The organism is Pseudomonas sp. V98_8 (assembly GCF_029967975.1).
Taxonomy (GTDB): Bacteria; Pseudomonadota; Gammaproteobacteria; order Pseudomonadales; family Pseudomonadaceae; genus Aquipseudomonas; species Aquipseudomonas umsongensis.
In genome coordinates this window covers 34,773-59,764 of the sequence record NZ_JASCAE010000082.1, presented here as the reverse complement: position 1 = coordinate 59,764, position 24,992 = coordinate 34,773, and the positions used below count along the sequence as shown (strand labels likewise).

Sequence of the window (24,992 nt, the reverse complement as noted above, 5' to 3'; positions counted from 1 at the left end):
TCGGTCTCTCGTTATCAAAGTTTGGTCAAGGACAGGCCAGCCCAGGTGGCGAGCAGCCCGCCGAATACGCTGATGGCAGCATAGCCCAGGGCTAGCGGCACCTGCCCGCTTTCCAGCAGGCGCACCGTATCCAGTGAAAAGGATGAAAAAGTCGTCAGCCCCCCGAGGAAGCCGATGATCAACCCGGCACGCACCTCGATGGGCACCTCCGGGCGTAGTAAAAACAGGCCGTATAAAACGCCGATCAGCAAACAGCCGACGATATTAACGGCCAGCGTCGCGGTATAGAAGTGCCGCGGCCAATTAGCGTTGATCCAGTTGCCCGTGGCAAAGCGTAACAAGGTGCCGGCTACACCGCCGGCGGAAACCGCAAGGATCAAGGGGAGCACTATTTTCTCCGCTGCCGGGGGCTTAATCGGTCTAGTTTCGCCAGGTGATTGAGCTTTTCGCCAATCTTCAGCTCCAGGCCACGGGGCACTGGCTGGTAAAACGGGATCGGGTCAAGTTCTTCCGGGAAATAGTCTTCTCCGGCAGCGTAGGCATCAGGTTCGTCATGGGCATAACGGTATTCGTCGCCATAACCGAGCTGCTTCATCAACTTGGTCGGCGCGTTGCGCAGGTGCAGCGGCACTTCCAGCGAGCCATGCTCGGCGGCGGCACGTAGTGCGGTCTTGAAGCCCATGTACACCGCGTTGCTTTTCGGCGCGCACGCCATATAAGTAATGGCCTGCGCGACCGCCAGCTCGCCTTCGGGGCTGCCGAGGCGCTCCTGCACTTCCCACGCCGCCAGGCACAGGCTAAGCGCACGCGGGTCGGCATTGCCGATATCTTCGCTGGCCATGCGCACCACGCGCCGGGCCAGGTACAACGGATCGCAACCGCCATCGATCATGCGCGCGAACCAGTACAACGCGCCGTCGGGGTTGGAACCACGCACGGATTTGTGCAGCGCAGAGATCTGGTCGTAGAACGCTTCGCCACCCTTGTCGAAACGCCGGCGGGTATCACCGAGCAGGCTTTGCAGCAGATCGATGCCGATCTCGCTGTTGTCTTCGGCCAGGTCCGAGGCGTTTTCCAGCAGATTGAGCAGGCGTCGGCCATCGCCATCGGCGGCGGACAACAGCATCTGGAAGCCCTCATCGCTGAGGGTCAGGTTGCGCTTGCCCAGGCCACGCTCTTCGGTCAGCGCGCGGTGCACCAGTTTGCGCAAGGCGGCTTCGTCGAGGCTCTTGAGCACATAGACCCGTGCGCGCGACAGCAAGGCGTTGTTGAGTTCGAACGAGGGGTTTTCCGTGGTCGCGCCGATGAAAATCAGCGTGCCGTCTTCGACATACGGCAGGAACGCATCCTGCTGGGACTTATTGAAGCGGTGCACTTCGTCGACGAACAGGATCGTGCGTCGGCCGTACTGCGCGGCCTGCTGCTTGGCGATTTCCACCGCCTGGCGAATCTCCTTCACGCCGGCGAGCACTGCCGACACCGTTTCGAAATGCGCCTCCGATACTTGCGCGAGCAAACGCGCCAGGGTGGTCTTGCCCACCCCTGGCGGCCCCCAGAAAATCATCGAATGCAGGGCACCCTGCTCCAGCGCTTCGCGCAAGGGCTTGCCGCGAGCGAGCACGTGTTCCTGACCGACGTACTCGTCCAGGTTGGTCGCGCGCAAACGGGCGGCCAAGGGTTGGGCGATCGGGGTGCTGCGAAACAGGTCCATCACGTACTTTTACAACCTCGCTATGAAAACAGCATCCCCTGTAGGAGCCGGCTTGCTGGCGATGGCATTTTGTCATTCAACATTAATGTCGACTGCCCCACCCATCGCCAGCAAGCCGGCTCCTACAAAGGGTTTCGCGTTTTATTCCTGGATTACATCGGCACCCTTGGGAATGTCGAACTTGAATTTCGATGCCGGGATCGGCTCGTTAGCCTTGACCCCGGTGAACAGGATATTGGTGCGCTGGCCGACACTGTCGATCAGTTGCATATCATTGACCAGGCCATTGCGGAACGACAGGCGCAGGCTGTCGAACAGGGTGTCCTTGGTCTTGGGCTTCAAAGTGAAGTCGATCACGCCGCCGGCTTCCTTGGCGCTGATATCGAAGCTCTGGCTGATCTTCGACACGTCACCGGACAGCAGCAGGGCTGGCGTCTGGGTCAGGCGTTGATCGAGGTTCTTGATGGTGGCCTGCTCCAGGTCCGGGTCCCACAGGGTGACCTTTTTACCGTCGGAGACCATGGTCTGCTCGGCAGGCGCATTGGTGTGCCAATAGAACAGGCCAGGGCGCTGCAGCGACATCTCGCCGGCGGTTTCCTGCAATTGGGTACCTGTGCCATCCAGGGTCAGCTGGGAGAAGCGCGCAGTCAGGGTCTGGGATTTTTCCAGCAATTGGGTCAGGCGTGCCACGTCCTTGTCATCGGCGTGGGCCGAGAGCGTGCTCAAAGCCAGTACCGGCAGCAACAGCATGCGGATCAGACGCATGGGAGTCCTCATAACATTCGTGGGAGTGCGGGCGGCGCCTTGGGGCGCCACCCCTTTTCAGTATCGGGTCAGTCGCGTACCGGGCCAGGGGCCAGGACTTCACGCGAACCGTTGGTGTTCATGGACGTCACGACCCCGGCCATTTCCATGGCTTCGATCATGCGCGCGGCGCGGTTGTAGCCGATCTTCAGCTTGCGCTGTACCGCGGAGATGGACGCGCGACGGCTTTCAAGGACGAACTGCACTGCTTCGTCATACAGCGCGTCGGCCTCGGGATCATCGCCGTCGCCGCCACCGCTGCTGCCTTCAAAGCCGCTGCCGGCCTCTTCGACACCGTTGAGGATGTCGTCGTTGTATTCCGGCGCGCCGCGCAGTTTCCAGGCCTCGACCACGCGGTGAACCTCATCGTCGGAAACGAACGCGCCGTGAACCCGGATCGGCAGGCTGGTACCCGGTGGCATGTACAACATGTCACCGTGACCCAGCAATTGCTCGGCGCCACCCTGGTCGATGATGGTCCGCGAGTCGATCTTGCTCGACACCTGGAACGCCATGCGCGTGGGGATGTTGGCCTTGATCAGGCCGGTGATCACGTCCACCGACGGACGCTGGGTCGCAAGGATCAAGTGGATACCTGCCGCCCGCGCCTTCTGGGCGATACGCGCGATCAGCTCTTCGACCTTCTTGCCGACGATCATCATCATGTCGGCGAATTCGTCGACCACCACGACGATGGTCGGCAGTTTCTGCAACAGCGGCGCTTCGTCGTGGATGCTTTCGCGCTTGTACAACGGGTCGCTCAATGGCTCGCCGGCGTCCTGCGCCTCCTTGACCTTGGCGTTGAAGCCGGACAGGTTACGCACGCCCATCTTCGCCATCAGCTTGTAGCGCCGCTCCATCTCGGCGACGCTCCAGCGCAAGGCGTTGGCGGCGTCCTTCATATCGGTGACCACCGGGCACAGCAGGTGCGGAATGCCTTCGTAGATCGACAGCTCGAGCATTTTCGGGTCGATCATGATCAGCTTGGCATCTTCCGGACCGGACTTGAACAGGATCGACAGGATCATCGCGTTCACCCCCACCGACTTACCGGAACCGGTCGTACCGGCCACCAGCAGGTGCGGCATCTTCGCCAGGTCGGTGATCACCGGCTTGCCACCGATGTCATGACCCAGGGCCAGGGTGACCGGGGACTTGAAGTTGTCGTACTCGGGGGTCGACAGCACTTCGGAGAAGCGCACGATCTGCCGGTCTTCGTTGGGAATCTCGATACCGACCGTGGTCTTGCCCGGAATCACTTCCACCACACGCACGCTGGTCACGGCCAGGGAACGCGCCAGGTCTTTCGCCAGGTTGGAGATACGGCTGACCTTGACCCCGGCCGCTGGCTGGATCTCGTAACGGGTAATCACCGGACCCGGATGGATCGAATCCACGGTGACTTCGACGCCGAATTCCTTGAGCTTGATTTCCAGCAGGTGGCCGACGGCCGCCAGGGATTCGGGCGAGTAATTGAGTTGTTTCTTTTCCGCCGGGTCGAGAATCGAGATCGGCGGCAAAGTGCCCTCCACAGCGCTGTCGACGAACAACGGCGCCTGCTTTTCTTTTTCCACGCGCTTGCTCGGCGCTGGCGGCTTGGGTGGCGCCGGGGCAATCACCGGTGGCACCTGCTTCTCGCGCTCGGACATGTGCTTGCTCAGGGCCTGCTCGCGCTCGATCAGGCGCTCCTTGACCTTGGCCTGTTCGCGCTTGTCGGTGACGGTTGGCGCGACCACGTCGTGCACGCGCTCATCGACTTCACGCAGCTGCGCCACCAGTTGCTTGCGCTCGGTACGGGCTGCCCACCAGCGATTGGCGGCACCCTGGAACAGCTCGAACAGGTCGAGGGTGATCTTGCCGGTAACGTCCATCACCTTGAACCATGACAGGTCGGTGAACACCGTGAGACCGAACAGGAACAAGGCGATGAACAGCAGCGTGCTGCCCTGGATGTTCAGCGCGTTCTTCGCCAGGTCGCCAAGGCTCTCGCCCAGCGCTCCCCCGGCGCCGGCCGGCAGACCGGTCGCGGCATGGAAATGGATGTGCGCCAGCGCGGCGCCCGACAGCACCAGGAACACCAGGCCGATCAGGCGCCAGGAGAACAGCCAGCCGCTCCACTCCCACGGCTCATGGCGTTGGCGGAAGATCTGATAGGCCTTGATCGCCAGCAATAACGGGAAGATATAGGCAAAGTAACCCAGCACCATGAACAGGATATCGGCGCTGTAGGAACCCGCCGGGCCGCCGAAGTTTTGAACGTCCTCGATCTTGCTGTTGTGGCTCCAGCCCGGATCGTCCTTGCCATAGGTCAGCAAGGCCATCATCAGGAACAGGCACAACGCACCGATGGCGATCAATGCACCTTCCTTGAGGCGGTAGTGCAGGTGCTGACGCCAGAGTGGAACAACTGTTTTGGGTGCTGCGGTGGATTTCTTCAAAACCTGTTTTTCCTGCGCCAATGGCGCGTCCATCTGTTGAATGACTATAAAACTGCCCAATCCAGGCAGGTAAAAAAGTTAACAGGCGTAACCGGGACTACTTTTAACACTGCGCATCGGTTTTCATAAACACGAAATGCGATGCCGATTTTGTTACAAACACTGTTATAGCCAGGCATTGTACGGGTTTGTACGTGCGATGCCATGCTGGCAACTCTTGGGTGTAGCATAGTCAACAGCACATTACGTGCGACTCAATTTGAGCACGCATTCTCTTTTGTGACAAAGGCTTATGAGGTGTTTTTATGAGCGTAGCGAAGCATTCCCGCCTGATCATCCTGGGATCCGGCCCCGCGGGTTACAGCGCAGCCGTGTATGCCGCTCGCGCCAACCTCAAGCCCGTTGTCATTACCGGCATACAGGCAGGTGGCCAGCTCACTACCACCGTGGAAGTCGATAACTGGCCAGGCGATGTCGAAGGCCTGACTGGCCCGGTCCTGATGGAACGCATGCAAAAACACGCCGAGCGCTTTGCCACCGAGATCGTTTACGACCACATCCATACCGCCAAGTTGCAACAGCGCCCCTTCGAACTTATCGGTGACAGCGGCACTTATACCTGCGACGCACTGATTATCGCCACGGGCGCGTCGGCGCAGTATCTGGGGCTGCCTTCGGAAGAGACCTTTGCCGGCAAAGGGGTTTCAGCTTGCGCGACCTGCGACGGCTTCTTCTATCGCAACCAGGTGGTCGCGGTGGTGGGGGGCGGCAATACCGCCGTTGAAGAAGCGCTCTATTTGTCGAACATTGCCCGGGAAGTCCATCTGATCCACCGTCGCGACAAGTTGCGCTCGGAAAAGATTCTTCAGGACAAACTCTTTGAAAAAGCCGCCAAGGGCAATATTCGCCTGCACTGGAACCAGAATCTGGACGAGGTGCTGGGCGACGCCAGCGGCGTGACTGGCGCGCGCCTGCGCGACAGTCATACCGGCGCGATCACTGAGCTGCCCCTGACCGGCGTGTTCATCGCCATCGGCCACAAGCCCAATACCGACCTGTTCACGGGCCAACTGGAAATGCGTGATGGCTATCTGCTGGTCAACGGTGGCAGCGAAGGCAATGCGACGGCAACCGCCATTGAAGGGGTGTTTGCCGCGGGTGACGTCGCCGATCACGTCTATCGCCAGGCCGTCACCTCTGCTGGCGCCGGCTGCATGGCCGCCCTGGACGCGGAAAAATACCTCGACGACATTCCCACTGTTTGACGGCAAACTTCACGGCGGGCCTACGCCCGCCATCGCCCTCCCCTTCTGTAAGCCCTGATGCCATGCTGACCTGGTTACAACGCAACACCCTGACGTTCCCGGCCCTGGAAAAGGCCATGCGCGATCCCAATGGATTACTGGCGGCCGGTGGCGACTTGTCCGCCGATCGGCTGATCCAGGCCTACCGCCATGGCTGCTTCCCCTGGTTTTCCGAAGGCCAGCCGATCCTCTGGTGGTCGCCGGACCCTCGCACCGTGCTGTTTCCCGATGAACTGCACGTGTCCCGCAGCCTGAACAAACTGCTGCGCCAACAACGCTATCAAGTGACCTTCGACCAGGATTTTGCCGCGGTTATCCGTGCCTGCGCCGCTCCCCGGGAATATGCGGACGGCACCTGGATCACCGAAGCCATGCAGGACGCCTACATCGAACTGCACAAACGCGGCCATGCGCATTCGGTAGAGGTCTGGGACCAGGATGAACTGGTGGGCGGGCTGTATGGCCTGGCGATGGGCCAGCTGTTTTTCGGCGAATCCATGTTCAGCCTGGCCGATAACGCGTCGAAATTTGGCTTTGCCACATTGGTACGACATCTGAAAGACTCGGGTTTCGTGCTCATCGATTGCCAGATGCCCACCGATCATTTGCATAGCCTGGGTGCGCGAGCGATTCCGCGCCAGGTGTTTGCCGATTACCTGGCGCGGCATCTGGATCAGCCCAATCGTGCAACCTGGGTTTGCTGAGCGACTTTGGCTCGCGTGGCTTACACTTATCCAAAAGCTTTCCGAGGGTTGATCATGACCGAGTTGGCGCGTTTGAAGTTTTATGCCACTCAACCCCACTCCTGCAGCTATCTGCCCGAGGAGCAGGCCACCACCCTGTTTCTCGACCCTAGCCAGCCCATGGATGTGCACGTGTATGCAGATCTCTCCGAGATGGGTTTTCGGCGCAGTGGCGACCACCTGTATCGCCCCCATTGCCAGAATTGCAACGCGTGCGTACCGGCGCGCATTCCGGTAGGGCAATTCACGCCCAATCGTCAGCAAAAACGCATTTTCAAACGCAACGCCGACTTGCAAGTCCGCCCCGCCAAGCCAGGTTTCAGCGAAGAATATTTCGATCTTTATCAGCGCTACATCGAAGAACGCCATGCCGATGGCGACATGTACCCGCCCAGCCGCGATCAGTTCTCGACCTTCCTGGTTCGCGATCTGCCTTTTTCGCGGTTCTACGAATTTCGCCTCCAGGGTCGACTACTGGCGATCGCCGTCACCGACCTTCTGCCGAACGGTCTGTCGGCGGTCTACACCTTCTATGAGCCCGGCGAAGAGCGCCGCAGCCTGGGACGCTACGCGATACTGTGGCAAATCGCCGAAGCCCGGCGCCTGGGGCTGGACGCGGTTTACCTGGGCTACTGGATCAAGAACTGCAAAAAAATGAGCTACAAGACCCAGTATCGCCCCATCGAACTGCTGATAAACCAGCGCTGGGTCGTCCTGAACTAGAGCAAGCCCTAAACCCCTTGGCTTAAACACCATTTTTCGGGCACAATGCACGCCGCTTTTGCCTGGCGCAGTTGCACCGGGCCATTCATTGGACACCGAGGGCTTTACTGCATGTCGAAAGAAGACAGCTTCGAAATGGAAGGCACTGTCGTCGACACCCTGCCCAACACCATGTTTCGTGTGGAGTTGGAAAATGGGCACGTCGTAACCGCGCATATCTCCGGCAAGATGCGCAAGAACTACATTCGTATTCTTACCGGTGACAAAGTGCGCGTCGAGCTGACGCCCTATGACTTGAGCAAAGGGCGCATCACTTACCGCGCTCGCTAATCAGGTCAATACAAGACGCCCGGCTTATGCCGGGCGTTTTTGTTTGCCTGGGATTTGACACCCCACCGCAATTCCAATGTGGGAGCGAGCCTGCTCGCGAATGTGTCGTGCCAGCTAGCATTTCATTCACTGTTGCAACGCCTTCGCGAGCAGGCTCGCTCCCACATTGGTTCAGTGTATTTTTCGAGACAGCAAAAAGGCGCCTCTCGGCGCCTTTTTGTTTTTGCTTCTGAACGTCAGGCCATCTCGGCCGTGGTCTCGAAGTCGAAGGTCAGCTCGCCGTCCTTCAGATCGATATGAACCACGCCACCATGGTCGGCCAGTTCGCCAAACAGGATCTCTTCCGCCAGCGGACGCTTGATCTTGTCCTGTATCAAACGTGCCATCGGGCGAGCCCCCATAGCCGTGTCGTAGCCAGTTGCCGCCAGCCAGCCTCGTGCAGCGTCGGTCACTTCCAGCTGCACGCGCTTGTCTTCCAGCTGCGCCTGAAGCTCGGTAAGGAACTTGTCCACCACGCTCTTGATGACCTCATGGCTGAGGCGACCAAACTGGATGATGGTGTCCAGGCGGTTGCGGAACTCTGGCGTGAAGCTCTTCTTGATCACTTCCATCGCATCGGACGAGTGGTCCTGATGGGTGAAACCGATCGAAGCACGGGCTGCGGTTTCGGCACCGGCGTTGGTCGTCATGATGACGATCACGTTACGGAAATCCGCCTTGCGCCCGTTGTTATCGGTCAGCGTCCCGTGGTCCATGACCTGCAGCAGCAGGTTGAAGACTTCCGGATGCGCCTTTTCGATTTCATCGAGCAACAGCACGCAATGTGGCTGCTTGGTGATGGCTTCGGTCAGCAGACCGCCCTGGTCGAACCCGACATAGCCTGGAGGCGCACCGATCAGACGCGATACGGTGTGGCGCTCCATGTACTCGGACATGTCGAAACGAATCAGCTCGACCCCCAGCGCCTTGGCCAACTGCCGTGCCGCTTCGGTTTTACCGACACCGGTAGGCCCTGCGAACAGGAACGAACCCACAGGCTTGTCAGGCGACTTGAGGCCGGCACGGGACAGCTTGATCGCGGTCGCCAGCGAATCGATCGCCGCATCCTGGCCAAACACCGTCAGCTTCAGGTCACGCTCAAGGTTACGCAGCAGCTCTTTATCGGAACTGGTGACGTGTTTTGGTGGAATCCGCGCGATTTTCGCGACGATGTCCTCGACTTGAGGCACTTCGATGCGTTTCACCCGTTTTTCCACCGGCTGCAGGCGCTGGAAGGCACCCGCCTCGTCGATAACGTCGATGGCCTTGTCCGGCATGTGCCGGTCATTGATGTAGCGCGAAGCCAGTTCGGCAGCGGCGCGCAGGGCCTCATCACTGTATTCGATATTGTGATGGGTCTCGAAACGCCCTTTCAGGCCGCGCAGGATACCGATGGTGTCTTCCACCGAAGGTTCCGACACGTCAACCTTCTGGAAGCGCCGAGCCAGTGCACGATCCTTCTCGAAGATCCCGCGGAATTCCTGGAACGTGGTCGAACCGATGCACCGGATATCACCGGACGACAGCAGCGGCTTGAGCAGGTTCGAGGCATCCATGACGCCACCGGACGCGGCACCCGCGCCGATGATGGTGTGGATTTCGTCGATGAACAGGATCGCCTGCGGACGTTTTTTCAGCTCATTGAGCAACGCCTTGAAGCGCTTCTCGAAATCGCCGCGGTATTTGGTCCCGGCCAGCAATGCGCCCAGGTCCAGGGAGTAAACGACGCTATTGGCCAACAGGTCCGGCACCTGGTTGTCGACAATGCGCTTGGCCAGGCCTTCGGCAATCGCGGTTTTACCCACACCTGCCTCGCCCACCAGTAACGGATTGTTCTTGCGACGACGCGCCAGGATCTGGGCGACGCGCTCGACTTCCAGCTCTCGGCCTACCAATGGATCAATTCGACCCTGGCGCGCGAGTTCATTAAGGTTGCTGGCATAAGCATCCAGTGGATTGCCTGAAGATGAAGACTCACCGCCCTCGTCGTCCTGCATATCTTGCTCACCCTCAGAGTGATCGCCGTGCCCTGGCACCTTGGAGATACCGTGGGCGATGTAGTTGACGACATCGATACGGGCAACGCTCTGCTGTTTCAGCAGGAACACTGCCTGACTCTCTTGCTCACTGAAGATCGCGACCAGCACGTTGGCGCCAGTCACTTCGCGTTTGCCCGAGCTCTGTACGTGAAACACAGCACGCTGCAGTACACGCTGGAAGCCCAGGGTTGGCTGGGTTTCACGATCCTCGTCATGCACGGGGATCAATGGCGTGGTGGAGTCGATGAACTCCTGCAGGTCATGCTTGAGTTTGTCGAGGTTCGCGCCGCACGCACGCAAAACGGTGGCGGCAGCCTCATTGTCCAATAGGGCCAGCAGGAGATGTTCGACGGTCATGAATTCATGACGCTTCGAACGAGCCTCCTTGAAGGCAAGATTGAGGGTGACTTCGAGCTCGCGGTTTAACATAGCTTCACCTCATACCCAAGTGGTCGGCGATTAACCGTCCTTCTCGATTTCACAGAGTAGCGGATGCTGGCTTTCCCTGGCGTACTGGTTGACCTGCATGGCCTTTGTCTCGGCGATGTCGCGGGTAAACACTCCACATACTGCCCGCCCTTCTGTATGGACGGCCAGCATGACCTTGGTCGCCAGCTCGCGATTCAGGTTAAAAAACACCTCGAGCACTTCGACGACGAAATCCATCGGTGTGTAGTCATCATTGAACAAAACCACCTTGTACATCGGCGGCGCCTGTAGAGCAGGCTTGGCCTCCTGAACAGCAATGCCTGCGGAATCGTCGTCGTGTTCCTCCGGGCGATCTTTCTGGAGAGTCGGGCGATCCTGATTGAATGTTAGTCGAATCTGGCTGATTGCATGCATGGAAAGAAAGGTTCGTCAGTTGTGCAAATACAGTGGTGGGGGCGGTCTTGGGCGATTTCAACTCCGACTGCCTGGTCACCTTGACTATCGGCAAAACGGTGTTACAACCAATAGAGCCCACAGTGGGTAAAAAAGGTCCGCGGAGTCAACTTTTTTCCTAAGAAGTGACTGCGGATGTACTGGATGATACTCCAGTGATGGAGTCTGTTGCAGAGGGAGTTGGTATGTCAGGCGACAAGAATGCAGCGTCGGCGAAAGGCACTGTAAAAGGCAAGGTCAAATGGTTCAACAATGCCAAGGGCTATGGATTCATCAACAAGGATGGCGACAGCGAAGACTTGTTCGCGCACTATTCCGCTATTCAGATGGACGGCTATAAAACCTTGAAAGCGGGGCAAGACGTGGTGTTCGATATCGTCCAGGGCCCCAAGGGCCTGCATGCCGTGAATATCGGCAACCCTGTGGATGCTTCGAAAGCCTCAACGCCTGCCACGCAACAGACCGTGACGGTTTAAACCGCACCGTCATCCAGTCATAAAAAACCGCCCGACTCAATCAATTGAATCGGGCGGTTTTTGTATGCCTGTCGTTTGCTTACATGTGCTTGATCAGGGCTTCACCGAACCCGGAAGACGACACCAGCGTCGCGCCTTCCATCAGGCGTTCGAAGTCATAGGTCACGGTCTTGGCCTTGATCGCGCCGTTGGTGCCCTTGATGATCAGGTCCGCCGCCTCGGTCCAGCCCAGGTGACGCAGCATCATTTCGGCCGAAAGGATCACTGAACCCGGGTTGACCTGGTCCTTGCCGGCATACTTCGGCGCGGTACCGTGGGTAGCTTCGAACATGGCCACGGTATCGGACAGGTTCGCGCCTGGCGCGATACCGATACCGCCCACTTCCGCCGCCAGGGCGTCGGAGAGGTAGTCACCGTTGAGGTTCAGCGTGGCGATCACATCGTATTCGGCTGGGCGCAGCAGGATCTGCTGGAGCATGGCGTCGGCAATGGCGTCCTTGACCACGACTTCGCGGCCGGTTTTCGGGTTCTTGAATTTCATCCACGGGCCGCCATCGAGCAGCTCGGCGCCGAATTCTTCCTTCGCCACCTCATAACCCCAGTCCTTGAAGGCACCTTCGGTGAACTTCATGATGTTGCCCTTGTGCACGATGGTCAGCGACTTGCGGTCGTTGTCCACCACGTATTGCAGGGCCTTGCGCACCAGGCGCTTGGTGCCTTCCTTGGAGACCGGCTTGATGCCGATGCCGCAGTCCTGGTCGAAACGGATCTTGGTGACGCCCATTTCTTCTTTCAGGAACTTGATGACTTTGGTGGCTTCCGGCGAGCCGGCCTTCCACTCGATACCGGCGTAGATGTCTTCGGAGTTCTCGCGGAAGATCACCATGTCGACGTCGCCAGGTTTTTTCACCGGACTTGGCACACCTTCGAACCACACCACCGGCCGCAGGCACACATACAGGTCCAACTGTTGGCGCAGGGCAACGTTGAGGGAGCGGATACCCCCGCCGACCGGCGTGGTCAGCGGGCCCTTGATGGAAACGACGTAGTCTTTCACGGCATCCAGGGTTTCCTGGGGCAGCCAGGTGTCCTGGTCGTAGACCTGTGTAGCCTTTTCGCCAGCATAGACTTCCATCCAGGAAATCTTGCGCTTGCCCCCGTAGGCCTTTTCCACGGCAGCATCGACAACCTTGATCATGACGGGGCTGACGTCGACGCCAATGCCGTCGCCTTCAATGAACGGGATGATCGGATTATCAGGAACATTGAGAGAATGGTCTGCATTGACGGTGATTTTGTCGCCGACGGCTGGAACCTGAATCTTCTTGTAACCCATGCTGAACTCCATTGATTGGATTGAACATCTGGCTTGGTTCGAGCGTAACCCAGTTAAATCGGCGCGCAAACCCTATGTTCCATCCATCTGCCGCAAAGCCACTCAACGCGCGACCTACAAGCCTGAAAGCAAAGGGAAAAACGCCAATCTCAAGGATGAATAATGACCATACGCCCTGCTCGTCCCTGCGACCTTTAGACCAATGGACGACAATAGATGTGTATGAACCATCGGCAGATTGCCAGCTACCTATGTATAATGCCGCCGCTGACTAAAGGGTCACGTCAGGCTGAACAGCTCTACGACGAGTGTTTGCGCCCGATGAGACGGCCTGCTACCGCAGCCTGTCTGCTTGACGCCCTACTGATGCACCCAACATCACAGCAACGAAATCTCGATATTCGGCTCATGGATGACTTTGAACGAACGCGCTTACCCGGCGCCCCTCGAGTTTCTGCGCACGCTTTAGCAAAGAAGAGAGAGTTAATCCGAATATGCCCACCCGCTCGAAGATCATCTATACCTTCACCGACGAAGCTCCCGCCCTCGCCACCTATTCACTGTTGCCTATCGTAGAGGCGTTCACCGCCTCGGCTGATATCGCCGTTGAAACCCGCGATATCTCTCTTGCAGGGCGCATCCTGGCCAGCTTCCCCGAGCAATTGGGCGACAAAGCCGTAGCCGACCACCTCGCCGAACTGGGCGCGCTGGCCGTTACGCCTGAAGCCAACATCATCAAGCTGCCGAACATCAGCGCCTCGGTTCCGCAACTGCAAGCCGCGATCAAGGAACTGCAAGCCCAGGGCTACGCCCTGCCGGACTACCCGGAAACCGTGACCTGCGACGCCGACAAAGACGCCAAGGCGCGCTACGACAAGGTCAAGGGCAGCGCCGTGAACCCGGTTCTGCGCGAAGGCAACTCCGACCGCCGCGCGCCACTGTCGGTAAAGAACTACGCACGCAAGCACCCGCACAAAATGGGCGCCTGGGCTGCGGATTCCAAGTCCCACGTTGCGCACATGAGCAGCGGCGATTTCTACGGTAGCGAAAAAGCCGCCCTGATCGACGCCCCTGGCGCGGTCAAGATCGAACTGATCGCCCAAGACGGCACCACCACCGTCCTGAAAGAAAAAACCAGCGTTCAGGCTGGCGAGATCCTCGACTGCGCCGTGATGAGCAAAAACGCCCTGCGCGCTTTCATCGCCGCTGAAATCGAAAGCGCCAAGGCACAAGGCGTGCTGCTGTCGGTTCACCTCAAAGCCACCATGATGAAGGTCTCCGACCCGATCATGTTCGGCCAGATCGTTGCCGAGTTCTACAAAGACGCCCTGGCCAAGCACGCCGACGTGCTGGCGCAGATCGGCTTCAACCTGAATAACGGCATCGGCGACCTGTACTCGCGCATCAAGGCCTTGCCTGCCGAGCAGCAAGCCGCGATCGAAGCGGACATCCAGGCGGTCTACGCCGTTCGTCCGTCGCTGGCCATGGTCAACTCCGACAAAGGCATCACCAACCTGCACGTACCGAGCGACGTCATCGTCGACGCCTCGATGCCGGCGATGATCCGTGACTCCGGCAAGATGTGGGGCACCGACGGCCAACTGCACGACACCAAGGCGGTGATCCCGGATCGCTGCTACGCCACCATCTACCAGGCAGTAATTGAAGACTGCAAGGCCAATGGCGCCTTCGATCCAACCACCATGGGCAGCGTGCCGAACGTTGGCCTGATGGCGAAAAAAGCCGAAGAGTACGGCTCGCACGACAAGACTTTCCAGATCAAGACCAACGGCGTTGTCCGCGTGACCGACACCAATGGCACCCTGCTGCTGGAACAGTCGGTTGAAGCCGGCGACATCTTCCGCATGTGCCAGACTAAAGACGCGCCGATCCAGGACTGGGTCAAGCTGGCCGTCAACCGTGCCCGCGCAAGCAGCACGCCAGCGATCTTCTGGCTGGACCCGATGCGTGCCCACGACGGCGTGGTGATCGAGAAAGTCCAGGCTTACCTGAAGGATCACGACACTGCCGGCCTGGACATCCAGATCATGGCACCTGTCGACGCGATGAAGTTCACCCTGCAACGCACTCGCGCAGGCAAAGACACCATCTCGGTAACCGGCAACGTATTGCGCGACTACCTGACTGACCTGTTCCCGATCATGGAACTGGGCACCAGCGCCAAGATGCTGTCGATCGTTCCGCTGATGAATGGCGGCGGCCTGTTCGAAACCGGCGCTGGCGGTTCGGCTCCGAAGCACGTGCAACAACTGCTGGAAGAAAACTTCCTGCGTTGGGATTCCCTGGGCGAGTTCCTGGCCCTGGCCGCTTCCCTTGAGCACCTGGGCGTGACCTACAACAACCCCAAGGCGCTGGTTCTGGCCAAGACCCTGGATCAGGCCACTGGCCAGTTCCTGGACAACAACAAGTCGCCATCGCGTAAAGTCGGCAACATCGACAACCGCGGCAGCCACTTCTACCTGGCGCTGTACTGGGCTCAAGCCCTGGCCGCCCAGTCCGAAGACACTGCACTGCAAGCGCAGTTCGCAACCCTGGCCAAGACCCTGACCGAGAACGAGGCAACCATCGTTGCCGAACTCAACGCCGTACAGGGCAAGCCAGTGGACATCGGCGGTTACTACCACGCCGATGCCGAGCTGATCAGCAAGGCCATGCGCCCGAGCAACACCTTCAACGCCGCGATCGCTGCGCTGGTTTAAGGTTGTAAGGGAACATCACAAACCCCGGCCATGTGCCGGGGTTTGTGTTTTCAGCCATCACACAAATCAAATGTGGGAGCGGGCTTGCTCGCGAATGCGGTTTATCATTCAACATCTCTGTTGACTGGCCCACCGCTTTCGCGAGCAAGCCCGCTCCCACATTTGACCGGGTTTCAACATTCAAAACCGAGGGAAATTCATGGACTGGCAACCCCACATCACCGTCGCCACCATCGTCGAAGACAACGACCGCTTCCTGATGGTCGAAGAACTCAAGCACGGACGCGTGGTGCTCAACCAGCCCGCCGGACACCTGGACCCGAACGAAACCCTGACCGAGGCCGCCGTGCGCGAAACCCTCGAGGAAACCGGCTGGGACGTCGAACCCACCGGCGTACTGGGAATCTATCTCTATACCGCCCCAAGCAACGGCGTGACCTACCAGCGGGTCTGCTTTATCGCCAAACCGCTGAAACATCACCCCGAGTATCAACTGGACGAGGGCATCGTCGGCGCCAAGTGGTTGACCCGCGAGGAATTAATCGGTCGGCGCGACAACTGGCGCAGCGAGCTGATCATGCGTTGCATCGACGATTATCTGGACGGCAAACACTTCGGCCTGGAATTGATCCGCCCTTCTCTTTAGCCTTGCGGGCTGGAGCCTGTTAGAATCGCGTCCTTTTTCAAGACACTCATTGAATCCCTATGCGTGATCCAGCCCCTTCTGACACACAAAAGAAGCGCGTCATTGTCGGCATGTCCGGCGGCGTGGACTCTTCCGTTTCCGCCCTCCTGCTGATCGAGCAGGGCTATGAGGTGGAAGGCCTGTTCATGAAGAACTGGGAAGAAGACGACGGAACCGAATACTGCACCGCCATGGACGACCTGGCGGACGCCCAGGCCGTGTGCGACAAGATTGGCATCAAGCTGCACACCGCCAACTTCGCCGCCGAGTACTGGGACAACGTGTTCGAGCACTTCCTGGCCGAATACAAGGCCGGTCGTACGCCAAACCCGGACATCCTGTGCAACCGCGAGATCAAGTTCAAGGCGTTCCTCGACTACGCCATGATGCTCGGTGCCGACCTGATCGCCACCGGCCACTACGTGCGTCGCCGCGACATCGACGGCCGCACCGAACTGCTCAAGGGCCTGGACCCGAACAAGGACCAGAGCTACTTCCTGCACGCCGTCGGCGGCGAACAGATCGCCAAGACCCTGTTCCCGGTCGGCGAACTGGAAAAACCGCAGGTTCGGGCCATTGCCGAGAAATATGAGCTGGCGACCGCGAAAAAGAAGGATTCCACCGGGATCTGCTTTATCGGTGAGCGCCGCTTCAGCGACTTTCTCAAGCAATACCTGCCAGCCCAGCCCGGCAAGATCAAGACCACCGCCGGCAAGGTCATCGGCAGCCATCACGGCCTGATGTATCACACCATTGGCCAGCGCCAGGGCCTGGGCATCGGCGGCAAAAAAGATGCCGGAGAAGAGCCGTGGTATGTGCTGAGCAAAGACCTCAAATGCAACGAGCTGATCGTTGGCCAGGGTAACAACCATCCGTCCCTGTTCTCCCGCGCCCTGCTCGCTTCGGATATCTATTGGGTCAACCCGATCGACCTGAGCCAGCCGCGCAAGCTGACCGCCAAGGTCCGTTATCGCCAGAGCGACCAGCCCTGCACCCTGGAGAAGACCGCCGCCGGTTACCGCGCCACCTTCGATGACCCGCAACGCGCGGTCACCCCGGGTCAGTCCGTGGTGTTCTACGACGGCGAGATTTGCCTCGGCGGCGGCGTGATCGAAGTGGCAGAGCCCTGGACAAGCGAGAGCACCAGCAAGGGCCAGGCTCAATGACCCCCACTCAGGAGCAACTGACGGCACTGGGCGGGGTATTCCTCGCCGCCGTGCTCGTGGACAGGATCGCCAAGACCGGCCAGACCAACGAGGCCGGCCTGACCTGCATGCTCGGCAGCCTGCTGATTCGCGACCCCAAGGACACCCTGGAAGTCTACGGTGGCGACGACATCAACCTGCGCGAAGGCTATCGCGCATTGATCGGCGCCCTCGAACGCGACCCGAGCGCCCTGCAGCGCGAACCGCTGCGTTATGCCCTGGCAATGCTGGGCCTGGAGCGTCAACTGGCCAAGCGCGAGGACATGCTGGACGTGATCGGCAAACGCCTGCCGCAGATCCAGTCCCAGGTCGAACATTTCGGCCCGGCCCACGAAAACGTGATCGCCGCGTGCGGCGCGCTGTACCAGGATACCCTGAGCACCCTGCGCCAACGCATCCAGGTGCACGGTGACATGCGCAACCTGCAGCAACCGAGCAACGCCTCGAAAATTCGCGCCCTGTTGCTGGCCGGCATTCGTTCGGCACGCCTGTGGCGGCAATTGGGTGGTCATCGCTGGCAGCTGGTGATCAGCCGACGCAAATTGCTCAAAGAGCTTTACCCATTGATGCGTAACGAATAACCCGCATCGACAGCACTGAACTTAGCAATACGCGTAATACGCCGGTCAGTTGGCGACGGACCGGCGGATTTTTTCATGTATGATACGCGCCCCATTTCGTTGCCCGACTGTCCGAGAACACCCCATGCAGCTCTCTTCGCTCACTGCGGTTTCCCCTGTTGACGGCCGCTACGCCGGCAAAACCCAGGCCCTGCGCCCAATTTTCAGCGAGTACGGCCTGATCCGTGCCCGTGTCCTGGTTGAAGTGCGCTGGCTCCAGCGCCTGGCCGCTCACCCTGCCATCAGCGAAGTGCCGGCGTTCTCCGCCGAAGCCAACGCGGTATTGAACACCCTGGCGGAAAACTTCTCCCTGGAGCACGCCGAGCGTGTCAAAGAGATCGAGCGCACCACCAACCACGACGTAAAAGCCATCGAATACCTGCTCAAGGAGCAGGCGGCCAAGCTGCCGGAACTGGCCGCTGTCAGCGAGTTCATCCACTTCGCCTGCACCAGCGAGGACATCAACAACCTGTCCCATGCCCTGATGCTGCGCGAAGGCCGTGATGACGTGATGCTGCCGCTGATGCGCCAGACCGCCGAAGCCATCCGCGAACTGGCCATCCGCTTCGCCGACGTGCCGATGCTGTCGCGCACCCACGGCCAACCGGCTTCGCCAACCACCCTGGGCAAAGAGCTGGCAAACGTGGTTTACCGCCTGGAGCGCCAGATCGCCCAGGTCGCCGCCGTTCCGCTGCTGGGCAAGATCAACGGCGCTGTCGGCAACTACAACGCTCACCTGTCGGCCTACCCTGAGATCGACTGGGAAGCCAATGCCCGCGCCTTCATCGAAGACGAACTGGGCCTGGGCTTCAACCCGTACACCACGCAGATCGAGCCGCACGACTACATCGCCGAGCTGTTCGACGCGATCGCGCGCTTCAACACCATCCTGATCGACTTCGACCGTGATATCTGGGGCTACATCTCCCTGGGTTATTTCAAGCAGCGCACCATCGCTGGCGAAATCGGCTCGTCGACCATGCCGCACAAGGTCAACCCGATCGACTTCGAAAACTCCGAAGGCAACCTGGGTATCGCCAACGCACTGTTCCAGCACCTGGCGAGCAAACTGCCAATCTCCCGCTGGCAGCGCGACCTGACTGACTCCACCGTACTGCGCAACCTCGGTGTCGGCTTCGCCCACAGCGTGATCGCGTACGAAGCCAGCCTCAAGGGCATCAGCAAGCTGGAGCTCAACGAGCAGAAGATTGCCGCCGACCTGGACGCTTGCTGGGAAGTATTGGCCGAGCCAATCCAGACCGTAATGCGTCGCTACAACATCGAAAACCCGTACGAAAAGCTGAAAGAATTGACCCGCGGCAAGGGCATCAGCCCTGAGGCGCTGCAAACTTTCATCGACGGCCTGGACATGCCAGCCGCCGCCAAGGCCGAGCTGAAACTGCTCACCCCGGCGAACTACATCGGTAACGCTGTAGCGCAAGCCAAACGCATCTGATCGACCGCTGGACCCTTTTAAGACGCCCGGCCGCGCCGGGCGTTTTTATTCCCGTATGAAAAGTGCTTTTTTTCAATAGGTTACACATGAATCCTGACATTCCTCTTCAACTTCTGGGCGGCATCACGGCACGCGAGTTCCTGCGCGACTACTGGCAGAAAAAACCGCTGTTGATCCGTCAGGCGATTCCTGATTTCGAAAGCCCGATCGATGCCGACGAACTGGCCGGCCTGGCGCTGGAAGAAGAAGTCGAATCGCGCCTGATCATCGAGAACGGCGAGCGCCCATGGGAATTGCGTCGCGGCCCCTTTGCCGAAGACGAGTTCAGCAAGTTGCCGGAGCGCGACTGGACCCTGCTGGTGCAGGCCGTCGACCAGTTCGTGCCGGAAGTCAGCGAACTGCTGGAAAACTTCCGCTTCCTGCCGAGCTGGCGCATCGATGACGTGATGATCAGCTTCGCCGCCCCCGGTGGCAGCGTCGGCCCGCACTTCGATAACTACGACGTGTTCCTGCTGCAAGGCCACGGCAAGCGCAACTGGAAAATCGGCCAGATGTGCAACACCGAAAGCCCGCTGCTGCAACACGCGGACCTGCGCATCCTCGCCGACTTCGAGGCCACCGATGAATGGGTGCTGGAACCGGGCGACATGCTCTACCTGCCGCCACGCCTGGCCCACTGTGGCGTGGCGGTCGATGACTGCCTGACCTACTCCGTAGGCTTCCGCGCACCGAGCGCCGCTGAAGTGCTGACCCACTTCACCGACTTCCTCAGCCAGTTCCTGTCGGACGAAGAGCGCTACACCGACGCCGACGCCGTGCCGGCGATCGATCCGCACCAGATCCAGCATGACGCCCTCGATCGCCTGAAAAGCCTGCTGGCCGAGCACATGAGCGACGAGCGCCTGCTGCTGACCTGGTTCGGCCAGTTCATGACCGAACCCCGTTATCCGGAACTGGTGGTCGGCCCTGAAGACCTCGAGGAAGAAGACGTTCTCGGCGCGCTGGAGCAAGGCGCCGTACTGATCCGCAACCCTAGCGCGCGCCTGGCGTGGTCGGAAGTCGATGACGACCTGTTGCTGTTTGCCAGCGGCCAGAGCCGCTACCTGCCGGGCAAACTGCGCGAACTGCTGAAAATGATCTGCGCCGCCGATGCGCTGCACGTCGACAACCTCGGTGACTGGTTGACCGACGAAGATGGCCGCGGCCTGCTGTGCGAACTGGTCAAGCAAGGAAGCCTGGGGTTTGCCGATGAATAAGATTCACGTACGTGTCGCAGACTGGCAAAAGGACAACGCCGAGATCCGGCGCATTCGTGAAGCGGTATTCGTCGCCGAGCAATCCGTTCCACCCGAGCTGGAATGGGATGCCGACGATGTCACAGCCGTGCATTTCCTTGCCCTCGAAGGCGACTTTCCGGTCGGCACCGCCCGCCTGCTGCCTGACGGTCACGTCGGCCGGGTGTCGGTACTCAAGGACTGGCGCGGCCTGAAGGTCGGCGATGCGCTGATGCACGCGGTGATCGACGAAGCCGAAGAGCGCGGGCTGAAGCAGCAGATGCTCAGCGCCCAGGTGCAAGCCACGGCGTTCTATGAGCGCCTGGGCTTTCACATGGTCAGCGAGGAGTTCCTGGAAGCAGGGATTCCGCATGTGGACATGGTCCGTCACTCGAGCTGATACCTTGTGGTGAGGGGATTTATCCCCGTCCGGCTGCGCAGCAGTCGCAATCACTGTGCATGCGGTAAACCTGAAGGACAGCGGTTGCAGATTCAGGGCTGCTACGCACCCCAACGGGGATAAATCCCCTCGCCACAAAGGCCTAGAAGCCCACCACAAAACGCCCTGGCATCATACGATGCCGGGGCGTTTTGCTGTCTACGATTCAACTTGCCCCCTCCCAGGCCGACAAACTGGCAATATCAAGACCTTTGATTGCGGAGATAACGGATATGTCCCTACGCACCCTGCTCACCACACTGCTGGTGACCTGCAGTTTTTCGCTCATGGCGGCCACCGAAATCGTGCCGCTGAACTACCACACAAGCGCGGACATGTTGCCGGTTGCGCAGGATTTCATCGGCAAGGATGGTCAAGTCAGCGCTTACGGTAATCAACTTATCGTCAATGCCGATCAACGCAAGATCGACGAACTTAAAGCTTTATTGAGCCAACTCGATACGGCGCCCAAACGCTTGCTGATCACGGTCGATACGAACGAAAACAACGTCCAGGGCGATCAGGGTTATCGGGTGAACGGCGCCAAGCCGAGCCAGACCCGAATCATCAGCCATAGCACTGCCAGTCGCGAGGGTGGCATCCAGCAAATCCAGGCCACCGACGGCATGCCGGCGCTGATCCAGGTCGGCCAGAGCGTGCCGCTGACCAGCACCCAGGTCGATTCCTACGGCGACCTGCGCAGCCAGACCGAATACCGCAATGTCACCCAGGGCTTTTACGTCACCGCCAACGTCACCGGCGAGATCGTTCACCTTTCGATCAGTACCAACCGTGACCGCCTGAGCCAGGAACGTCCCGATGTAGTGAATGTGCAAAGCACCGACACAACCGTCACCGGCCGCCTGGGGGAATGGATCCTGCTGGCTGGCGTGAATCGCCAGACACAGGCCGACAAACAGGGCATGGCCCGCAGCTACGGGACCCAGGGGCGCGATGACATGACCCTGCGGGTGAAAGTCGATACTTTGGACCAAGACACCAAAAACTGACTGGCAGGTCGTATTAGACCAAAGATGTAGTGCCTGAAAAAAAGCACTACAAAACGTTTGACGAGTCAAAAAAGCAAAGGCATGATGGCCTCGCTCCCGCTAATCAGGGGCCCTGGCAAGGGCCTTCGAGGCGATGTTCGCACCTACACCGCGAACCGCTTCGTGTCTGTACCGCCCACAAGGTGTGTTTGACGAGGTTGTCGACTGGAACGAAGTTGTCCCGAGGGACGGAAGCGTAATTAGGTAATCCGGCACCACACTGATGTTCGTACCAAGGCCCACGACGCCCGAATGCGCCCGCAGTTCGCCTTTACCTGCTCACTTCCCCTCGAGCCCATCGTTCATTCCGTCGCCACCCCCGCCGAACCCGACTTGACCACCTAGGCTTCTGGTCAGCGAGCGCAGGAATTTTCCACCGCAGAACAACTTTTCATAAAGACGCGACGAGGTTTATCTCCCATGGCACTGACACGCGAACAGCAAATTGCAGCCCTCGAAAAAGACTGGGCTGAAAACCCGCGCTGGAAAGGCGTGACACGCACTTACTCCGCTGCTGACGTCGTCCGCCTGCGTGGCTCGGTTCAACCTGAGCACACCTTTGCAAAAATGGGCGCCGAGAAGCTGTGGAACCTGGTTACCCAGGGTGCCAAGCCAGCCTTCCGTCCTGAGAAAGATTTCGTCAACTGCATGGGCGCCCTGACCGGCGGCCAGGCTGTACAACAAGTCAAAGCCGGTATCCAGGCGATCTACCTGTCGGGCTGGCAAGTGGCTGCGGACAACAACTCCGCCGAATCGATGTACCCTGACCAGTCGCTGTACCCGGTGGACTCGGTTCCAACCGTGGTCAAGCGCATCAACAACGCGTTCCGTCGTGCCGACCAGATCCAGTGGAAAGCCGGCAAGAACCCGGGCGACGAAGGCTACATCGACTACTTCGCGCCAATCGTGGCTGACGCCGAAGCCGGTTTCGGCGGCGTACTGAACGCCTACGAGCTGATGAAGAGCATGATCGAGGCAGGCGCCGCCGGCGTTCACTTCGAAGACCAGCTGGCTTCCGTGAAAAAATGCGGCCACATGGGCGGCAAGGTACTGGTTCCGACCCAGGAAGCCGTACAGAAGCTGACCGCTGCCCGCCTGGCAGCCGACGTTGCCGGCACGCCGACCATCATCCTGGCCCGTACCGACGCTAACGCCGCCGACCTGCTGACTTCCGACTGCGACCCGTACGACCAGCCGTTCGTAACTGGCGAACGCACCCAGGAAGGCTTCTACAAAGTGCGCGCCGGCCTGGACCAGGCCATCGCTCGCGGCCTGGCCTACGCACCGTACGCCGACCTGATCTGGTGCGAAACCGCCAAGCCAGACCTGGAAGAAGCTCGTCGCTTCGCTGAAGCGATCAAGAAGGAATACCCGGACCAACTGCTGTCGTACAACTGCTCGCCTTCCTTCAACTGGAAGAAAAACCTGGACGACGCGACCATCGCCAAGTTCCAGCGAGAACTGTCCGCCATGGGTTACAAGCACCAGTTCATCACCCTGGCCGGCATTCACAACATGTGGCACAGCATGTTCAACCTGGCGCACGACTACGCCCGCAACGACATGACTGCCTACGTGAAGCTGCAGGAGCAGGAATTCGCCGACGCCGCCAAGGGCTACACCTTCGTGGCTCACCAGCAGGAAGTGGGCACCGGCTACTTCGACGACATGACCACCGTGATCCAGGGTGGCTCGTCGTCGGTGACCGCACTGACCGGTTCGACCGAAGAAGAACAGTTCCACTGATCTGCTTCGCTTGAGACATCAGCCGCTGCGGGCTCTATAGAAAGCAAACCGTAGCGCTGCACACCTGACGCCCCGACTGGTTCGGGGCGTTTTTTTTTGCGCGCGATCCAACAAATACTCCAAAACCCTGTAGGAGCTGACGAGTGAAACGAGGCTGCGATCTTTTGATCTTGCTGCTAAAAAAATCAAAAGATCGTAGCCTTGCTTCACTCGTCAGCTCCTACAGTTACGCGCAATAAAGACAACTTCCCAACCATAAATCCCATAAACAGTTTTCAAACAATATTGATTATCATTTAGCCAAAACTATGTTCGTTACATTCCCTACAAAACATATTTCCCAAAAAGCCGGCTAATGCCCGCAACGCAAGGGCTACGGCGCTTTTGCCGCTCGCTATGTCCTTATTCCTATAAATAATTTCGCTATAGGAATTTTACTTGCTGGGTGTTTAGCCATAAAATCAGCAGGATTGATTGCTGCGACATATCGTCACTGCGTTGTTACCTTTTCAAGCTCAGAGACCTTTGCTCTCTGTTAAGGATTACCAGCATGCCCGAAGCGACAGGACTCATGGCCCACAACTGGGGCTTTGCCATTTTCCTTCTAGGCGTCGTCGGCCTCTGTGCCTTCATGCTGGGCGTCTCCAGCCTCCTTGGGTCAAAAGCCTGGGGCCGCAGCAAAAACGAACCGTTCGAGTCCGGCATGCTACCTACAGGTGGCGCCCGCTTGCGGCTCTCAGCCAAATTCTATCTGGTCGCGATGCTGTTCGTGATCTTCGATATCGAAGCCCTCTTTCTCTTTGCATGGTCTGTGTCCGTCCGCGAAAGCGGCTGGACCGGATTCGTCGAAGCTCTCGTTTTCATAGCAATTCTGTTGGCAGGTCTTGTCTACCTATTCCGAGTGGGCGCCCTTGACTGGGCTCCGGAAGCTCGGCGCAAGCGGCAAGCGAAGCTGAAACAATGAGGCTTTGGC

At 59.2% G+C, this 24,992-nt stretch carries 23 protein-coding genes; 16 read left to right on the top strand and 7 right to left on the bottom strand.

The annotated features are described in order from the left end of the window. Positions 1-14 precede the first annotated feature (14 nt). The 4 genes from crcB to QLG10_RS24990 form a co-directional block, all read right to left on the bottom strand. Positions 15-389, bottom strand: a complete 375-nt coding sequence (crcB, locus tag QLG10_RS25005) for a fluoride efflux transporter CrcB (protein ID WP_020799521.1) — start codon at positions 387-389, stop codon at positions 15-17. Continuing rightward, on the bottom strand, positions 389-1,711 hold the full coding sequence (locus tag QLG10_RS25000; RefSeq protein ID WP_282488209.1) for a replication-associated recombination protein A: 1,323 nt from the start codon (positions 1,709-1,711) through the stop codon (positions 389-391). The genes crcB and QLG10_RS25000 overlap by 1 nt, the downstream gene beginning before the upstream one ends. 141 nt (positions 1,712-1,852) lie before the next feature. Beyond that, positions 1,853-2,476 (bottom strand): outer membrane lipoprotein chaperone LolA, encoded by a 624-nt coding sequence (gene lolA, locus QLG10_RS24995; protein WP_008062032.1) that lies wholly within the window; start codon positions 2,474-2,476, stop codon positions 1,853-1,855. A gap of 68 nt (positions 2,477-2,544) precedes the next feature. Beyond that, the gene (locus tag QLG10_RS24990) at positions 2,545-4,953 is read right to left on the bottom strand and encodes a DNA translocase FtsK (RefSeq protein WP_110754416.1); all 2,409 of its coding nucleotides are present in this window, start codon (positions 4,951-4,953) and stop codon (positions 2,545-2,547) included. A gap of 305 nt (positions 4,954-5,258) precedes the next feature. Here QLG10_RS24990 and trxB point away from each other — a divergent pair, with 305 nt between their 5' ends. The 4 genes from trxB to infA all read left to right on the top strand — a co-directional run bounded on the left by trxB (position 5,259) and on the right by infA (position 8,053). After that, complete coding sequence (gene trxB / locus QLG10_RS24985) at positions 5,259-6,218, top strand: thioredoxin-disulfide reductase (RefSeq protein WP_110754305.1); 960 nt, start codon at positions 5,259-5,261, stop codon at positions 6,216-6,218. A 62-nt stretch (positions 6,219-6,280) separates the two neighbouring features. Continuing rightward, the gene (gene aat, locus QLG10_RS24980; protein ID WP_110754306.1) at positions 6,281-6,961 is read left to right on the top strand and encodes a leucyl/phenylalanyl-tRNA--protein transferase; all 681 of its coding nucleotides are present in this window, start codon (positions 6,281-6,283) and stop codon (positions 6,959-6,961) included. Between the two features lie 54 nt (positions 6,962-7,015). Then, positions 7,016-7,723, top strand: a complete 708-nt coding sequence (locus QLG10_RS24975; RefSeq protein WP_020799527.1) for an arginyltransferase — start codon at positions 7,016-7,018, stop codon at positions 7,721-7,723. A gap of 111 nt (positions 7,724-7,834) precedes the next feature. Next, complete coding sequence (gene infA / locus QLG10_RS24970) at positions 7,835-8,053, top strand: translation initiation factor IF-1 (protein WP_002553999.1); 219 nt, start codon at positions 7,835-7,837, stop codon at positions 8,051-8,053. 236 nt (positions 8,054-8,289) lie between these two features. Here the strand turns inward: infA and clpA are convergent, their stop codons facing one another. Both clpA and clpS read right to left on the bottom strand, forming a co-directional pair. Continuing rightward, a complete protein-coding gene (gene clpA / locus QLG10_RS24965; protein WP_110754308.1) occupies positions 8,290-10,560 on the bottom strand; it encodes an ATP-dependent Clp protease ATP-binding subunit ClpA in 2,271 nt (756 codons plus the stop codon). A gap of 30 nt (positions 10,561-10,590) precedes the next feature. Continuing rightward, the gene (gene clpS / locus QLG10_RS24960; protein WP_020799529.1) at positions 10,591-10,974 is read right to left on the bottom strand and encodes an ATP-dependent Clp protease adapter ClpS; all 384 of its coding nucleotides are present in this window, start codon (positions 10,972-10,974) and stop codon (positions 10,591-10,593) included. A 224-nt stretch (positions 10,975-11,198) separates the two neighbouring features. On the opposite strand from clpS, the gene cspD reads away from it, so the two are divergent. Beyond that, positions 11,199-11,489, top strand: a complete 291-nt coding sequence (gene cspD / locus QLG10_RS24955; RefSeq protein ID WP_110754310.1) for a cold shock domain-containing protein CspD — start codon at positions 11,199-11,201, stop codon at positions 11,487-11,489. Positions 11,490-11,568: 79 nt separating this feature from the next. Here cspD and icd read toward each other — a convergent pair whose 3' ends face one another. Continuing rightward, a complete protein-coding gene (icd, locus tag QLG10_RS24950) occupies positions 11,569-12,825 on the bottom strand; it encodes an NADP-dependent isocitrate dehydrogenase (RefSeq protein ID WP_007951441.1) in 1,257 nt (418 codons plus the stop codon). Here icd and QLG10_RS24945 point away from each other — a divergent pair. From QLG10_RS24945 to QLG10_RS24895, 11 genes are all read left to right on the top strand, one after another. After that, positions 12,824-12,988: a hypothetical protein gene (locus QLG10_RS24945; RefSeq protein WP_177411678.1), complete on the top strand. Its 165-nt coding sequence runs from the start codon at positions 12,824-12,826 to the stop codon at positions 12,986-12,988. The two genes, icd and QLG10_RS24945, sit on opposite strands and share 2 nt — an antisense overlap. A gap of 331 nt (positions 12,989-13,319) precedes the next feature. After that, complete coding sequence (locus QLG10_RS24940) at positions 13,320-15,545, top strand: NADP-dependent isocitrate dehydrogenase (protein ID WP_110754312.1); 2,226 nt, start codon at positions 13,320-13,322, stop codon at positions 15,543-15,545. A 199-nt stretch (positions 15,546-15,744) separates the two neighbouring features. Beyond that, positions 15,745-16,191 carry an NUDIX hydrolase gene (locus QLG10_RS24935; protein ID WP_020799534.1) on the top strand — a complete coding sequence of 149 codons (447 nt, stop codon included), beginning with the start codon at positions 15,745-15,747 and terminating at the stop codon, positions 16,189-16,191. Between the two features lie 59 nt (positions 16,192-16,250). Further along, positions 16,251-17,396: a tRNA 2-thiouridine(34) synthase MnmA gene (mnmA, locus tag QLG10_RS24930; RefSeq protein WP_188264989.1), complete on the top strand. Its 1,146-nt coding sequence runs from the start codon at positions 16,251-16,253 to the stop codon at positions 17,394-17,396. Beyond that, on the top strand, positions 17,393-18,016 hold the full coding sequence (gene hflD / locus QLG10_RS24925) for a high frequency lysogenization protein HflD (protein ID WP_110754318.1): 624 nt from the start codon (positions 17,393-17,395) through the stop codon (positions 18,014-18,016). The genes mnmA and hflD overlap by 4 nt, the downstream gene beginning before the upstream one ends. Positions 18,017-18,140: 124 nt before the next feature. Then, the gene (gene purB, locus QLG10_RS24920; protein WP_020799537.1) at positions 18,141-19,511 is read left to right on the top strand and encodes an adenylosuccinate lyase; all 1,371 of its coding nucleotides are present in this window, start codon (positions 18,141-18,143) and stop codon (positions 19,509-19,511) included. A gap of 86 nt (positions 19,512-19,597) precedes the next feature. After that, entirely contained in the window at positions 19,598-20,767 is a 1,170-nt protein-coding gene (locus QLG10_RS24915; protein ID WP_188264988.1) for a cupin domain-containing protein, read from the top strand. Further along, positions 20,760-21,185, top strand: coding sequence for a GNAT family N-acetyltransferase (locus QLG10_RS24910; protein ID WP_188264987.1), 426 nt, complete (start codon positions 20,760-20,762; stop codon positions 21,183-21,185). Before QLG10_RS24915 ends, QLG10_RS24910 begins: the two co-directional genes overlap by 8 nt. A 272-nt stretch (positions 21,186-21,457) precedes the next feature. Next, complete coding sequence (locus QLG10_RS24905; protein ID WP_188264986.1) at positions 21,458-22,234, top strand: secretin N-terminal domain-containing protein; 777 nt, start codon at positions 21,458-21,460, stop codon at positions 22,232-22,234. 459 nt (positions 22,235-22,693) lie between these two features. Continuing rightward, the gene (aceA, locus tag QLG10_RS24900; protein WP_179054555.1) at positions 22,694-24,019 is read left to right on the top strand and encodes an isocitrate lyase; all 1,326 of its coding nucleotides are present in this window, start codon (positions 22,694-22,696) and stop codon (positions 24,017-24,019) included. Between the two features lie 550 nt (positions 24,020-24,569). Beyond that, the gene (locus QLG10_RS24895; protein WP_003223812.1) at positions 24,570-24,983 is read left to right on the top strand and encodes an NADH-quinone oxidoreductase subunit A; all 414 of its coding nucleotides are present in this window, start codon (positions 24,570-24,572) and stop codon (positions 24,981-24,983) included. Positions 24,984-24,992 lie beyond the last annotated feature (9 nt).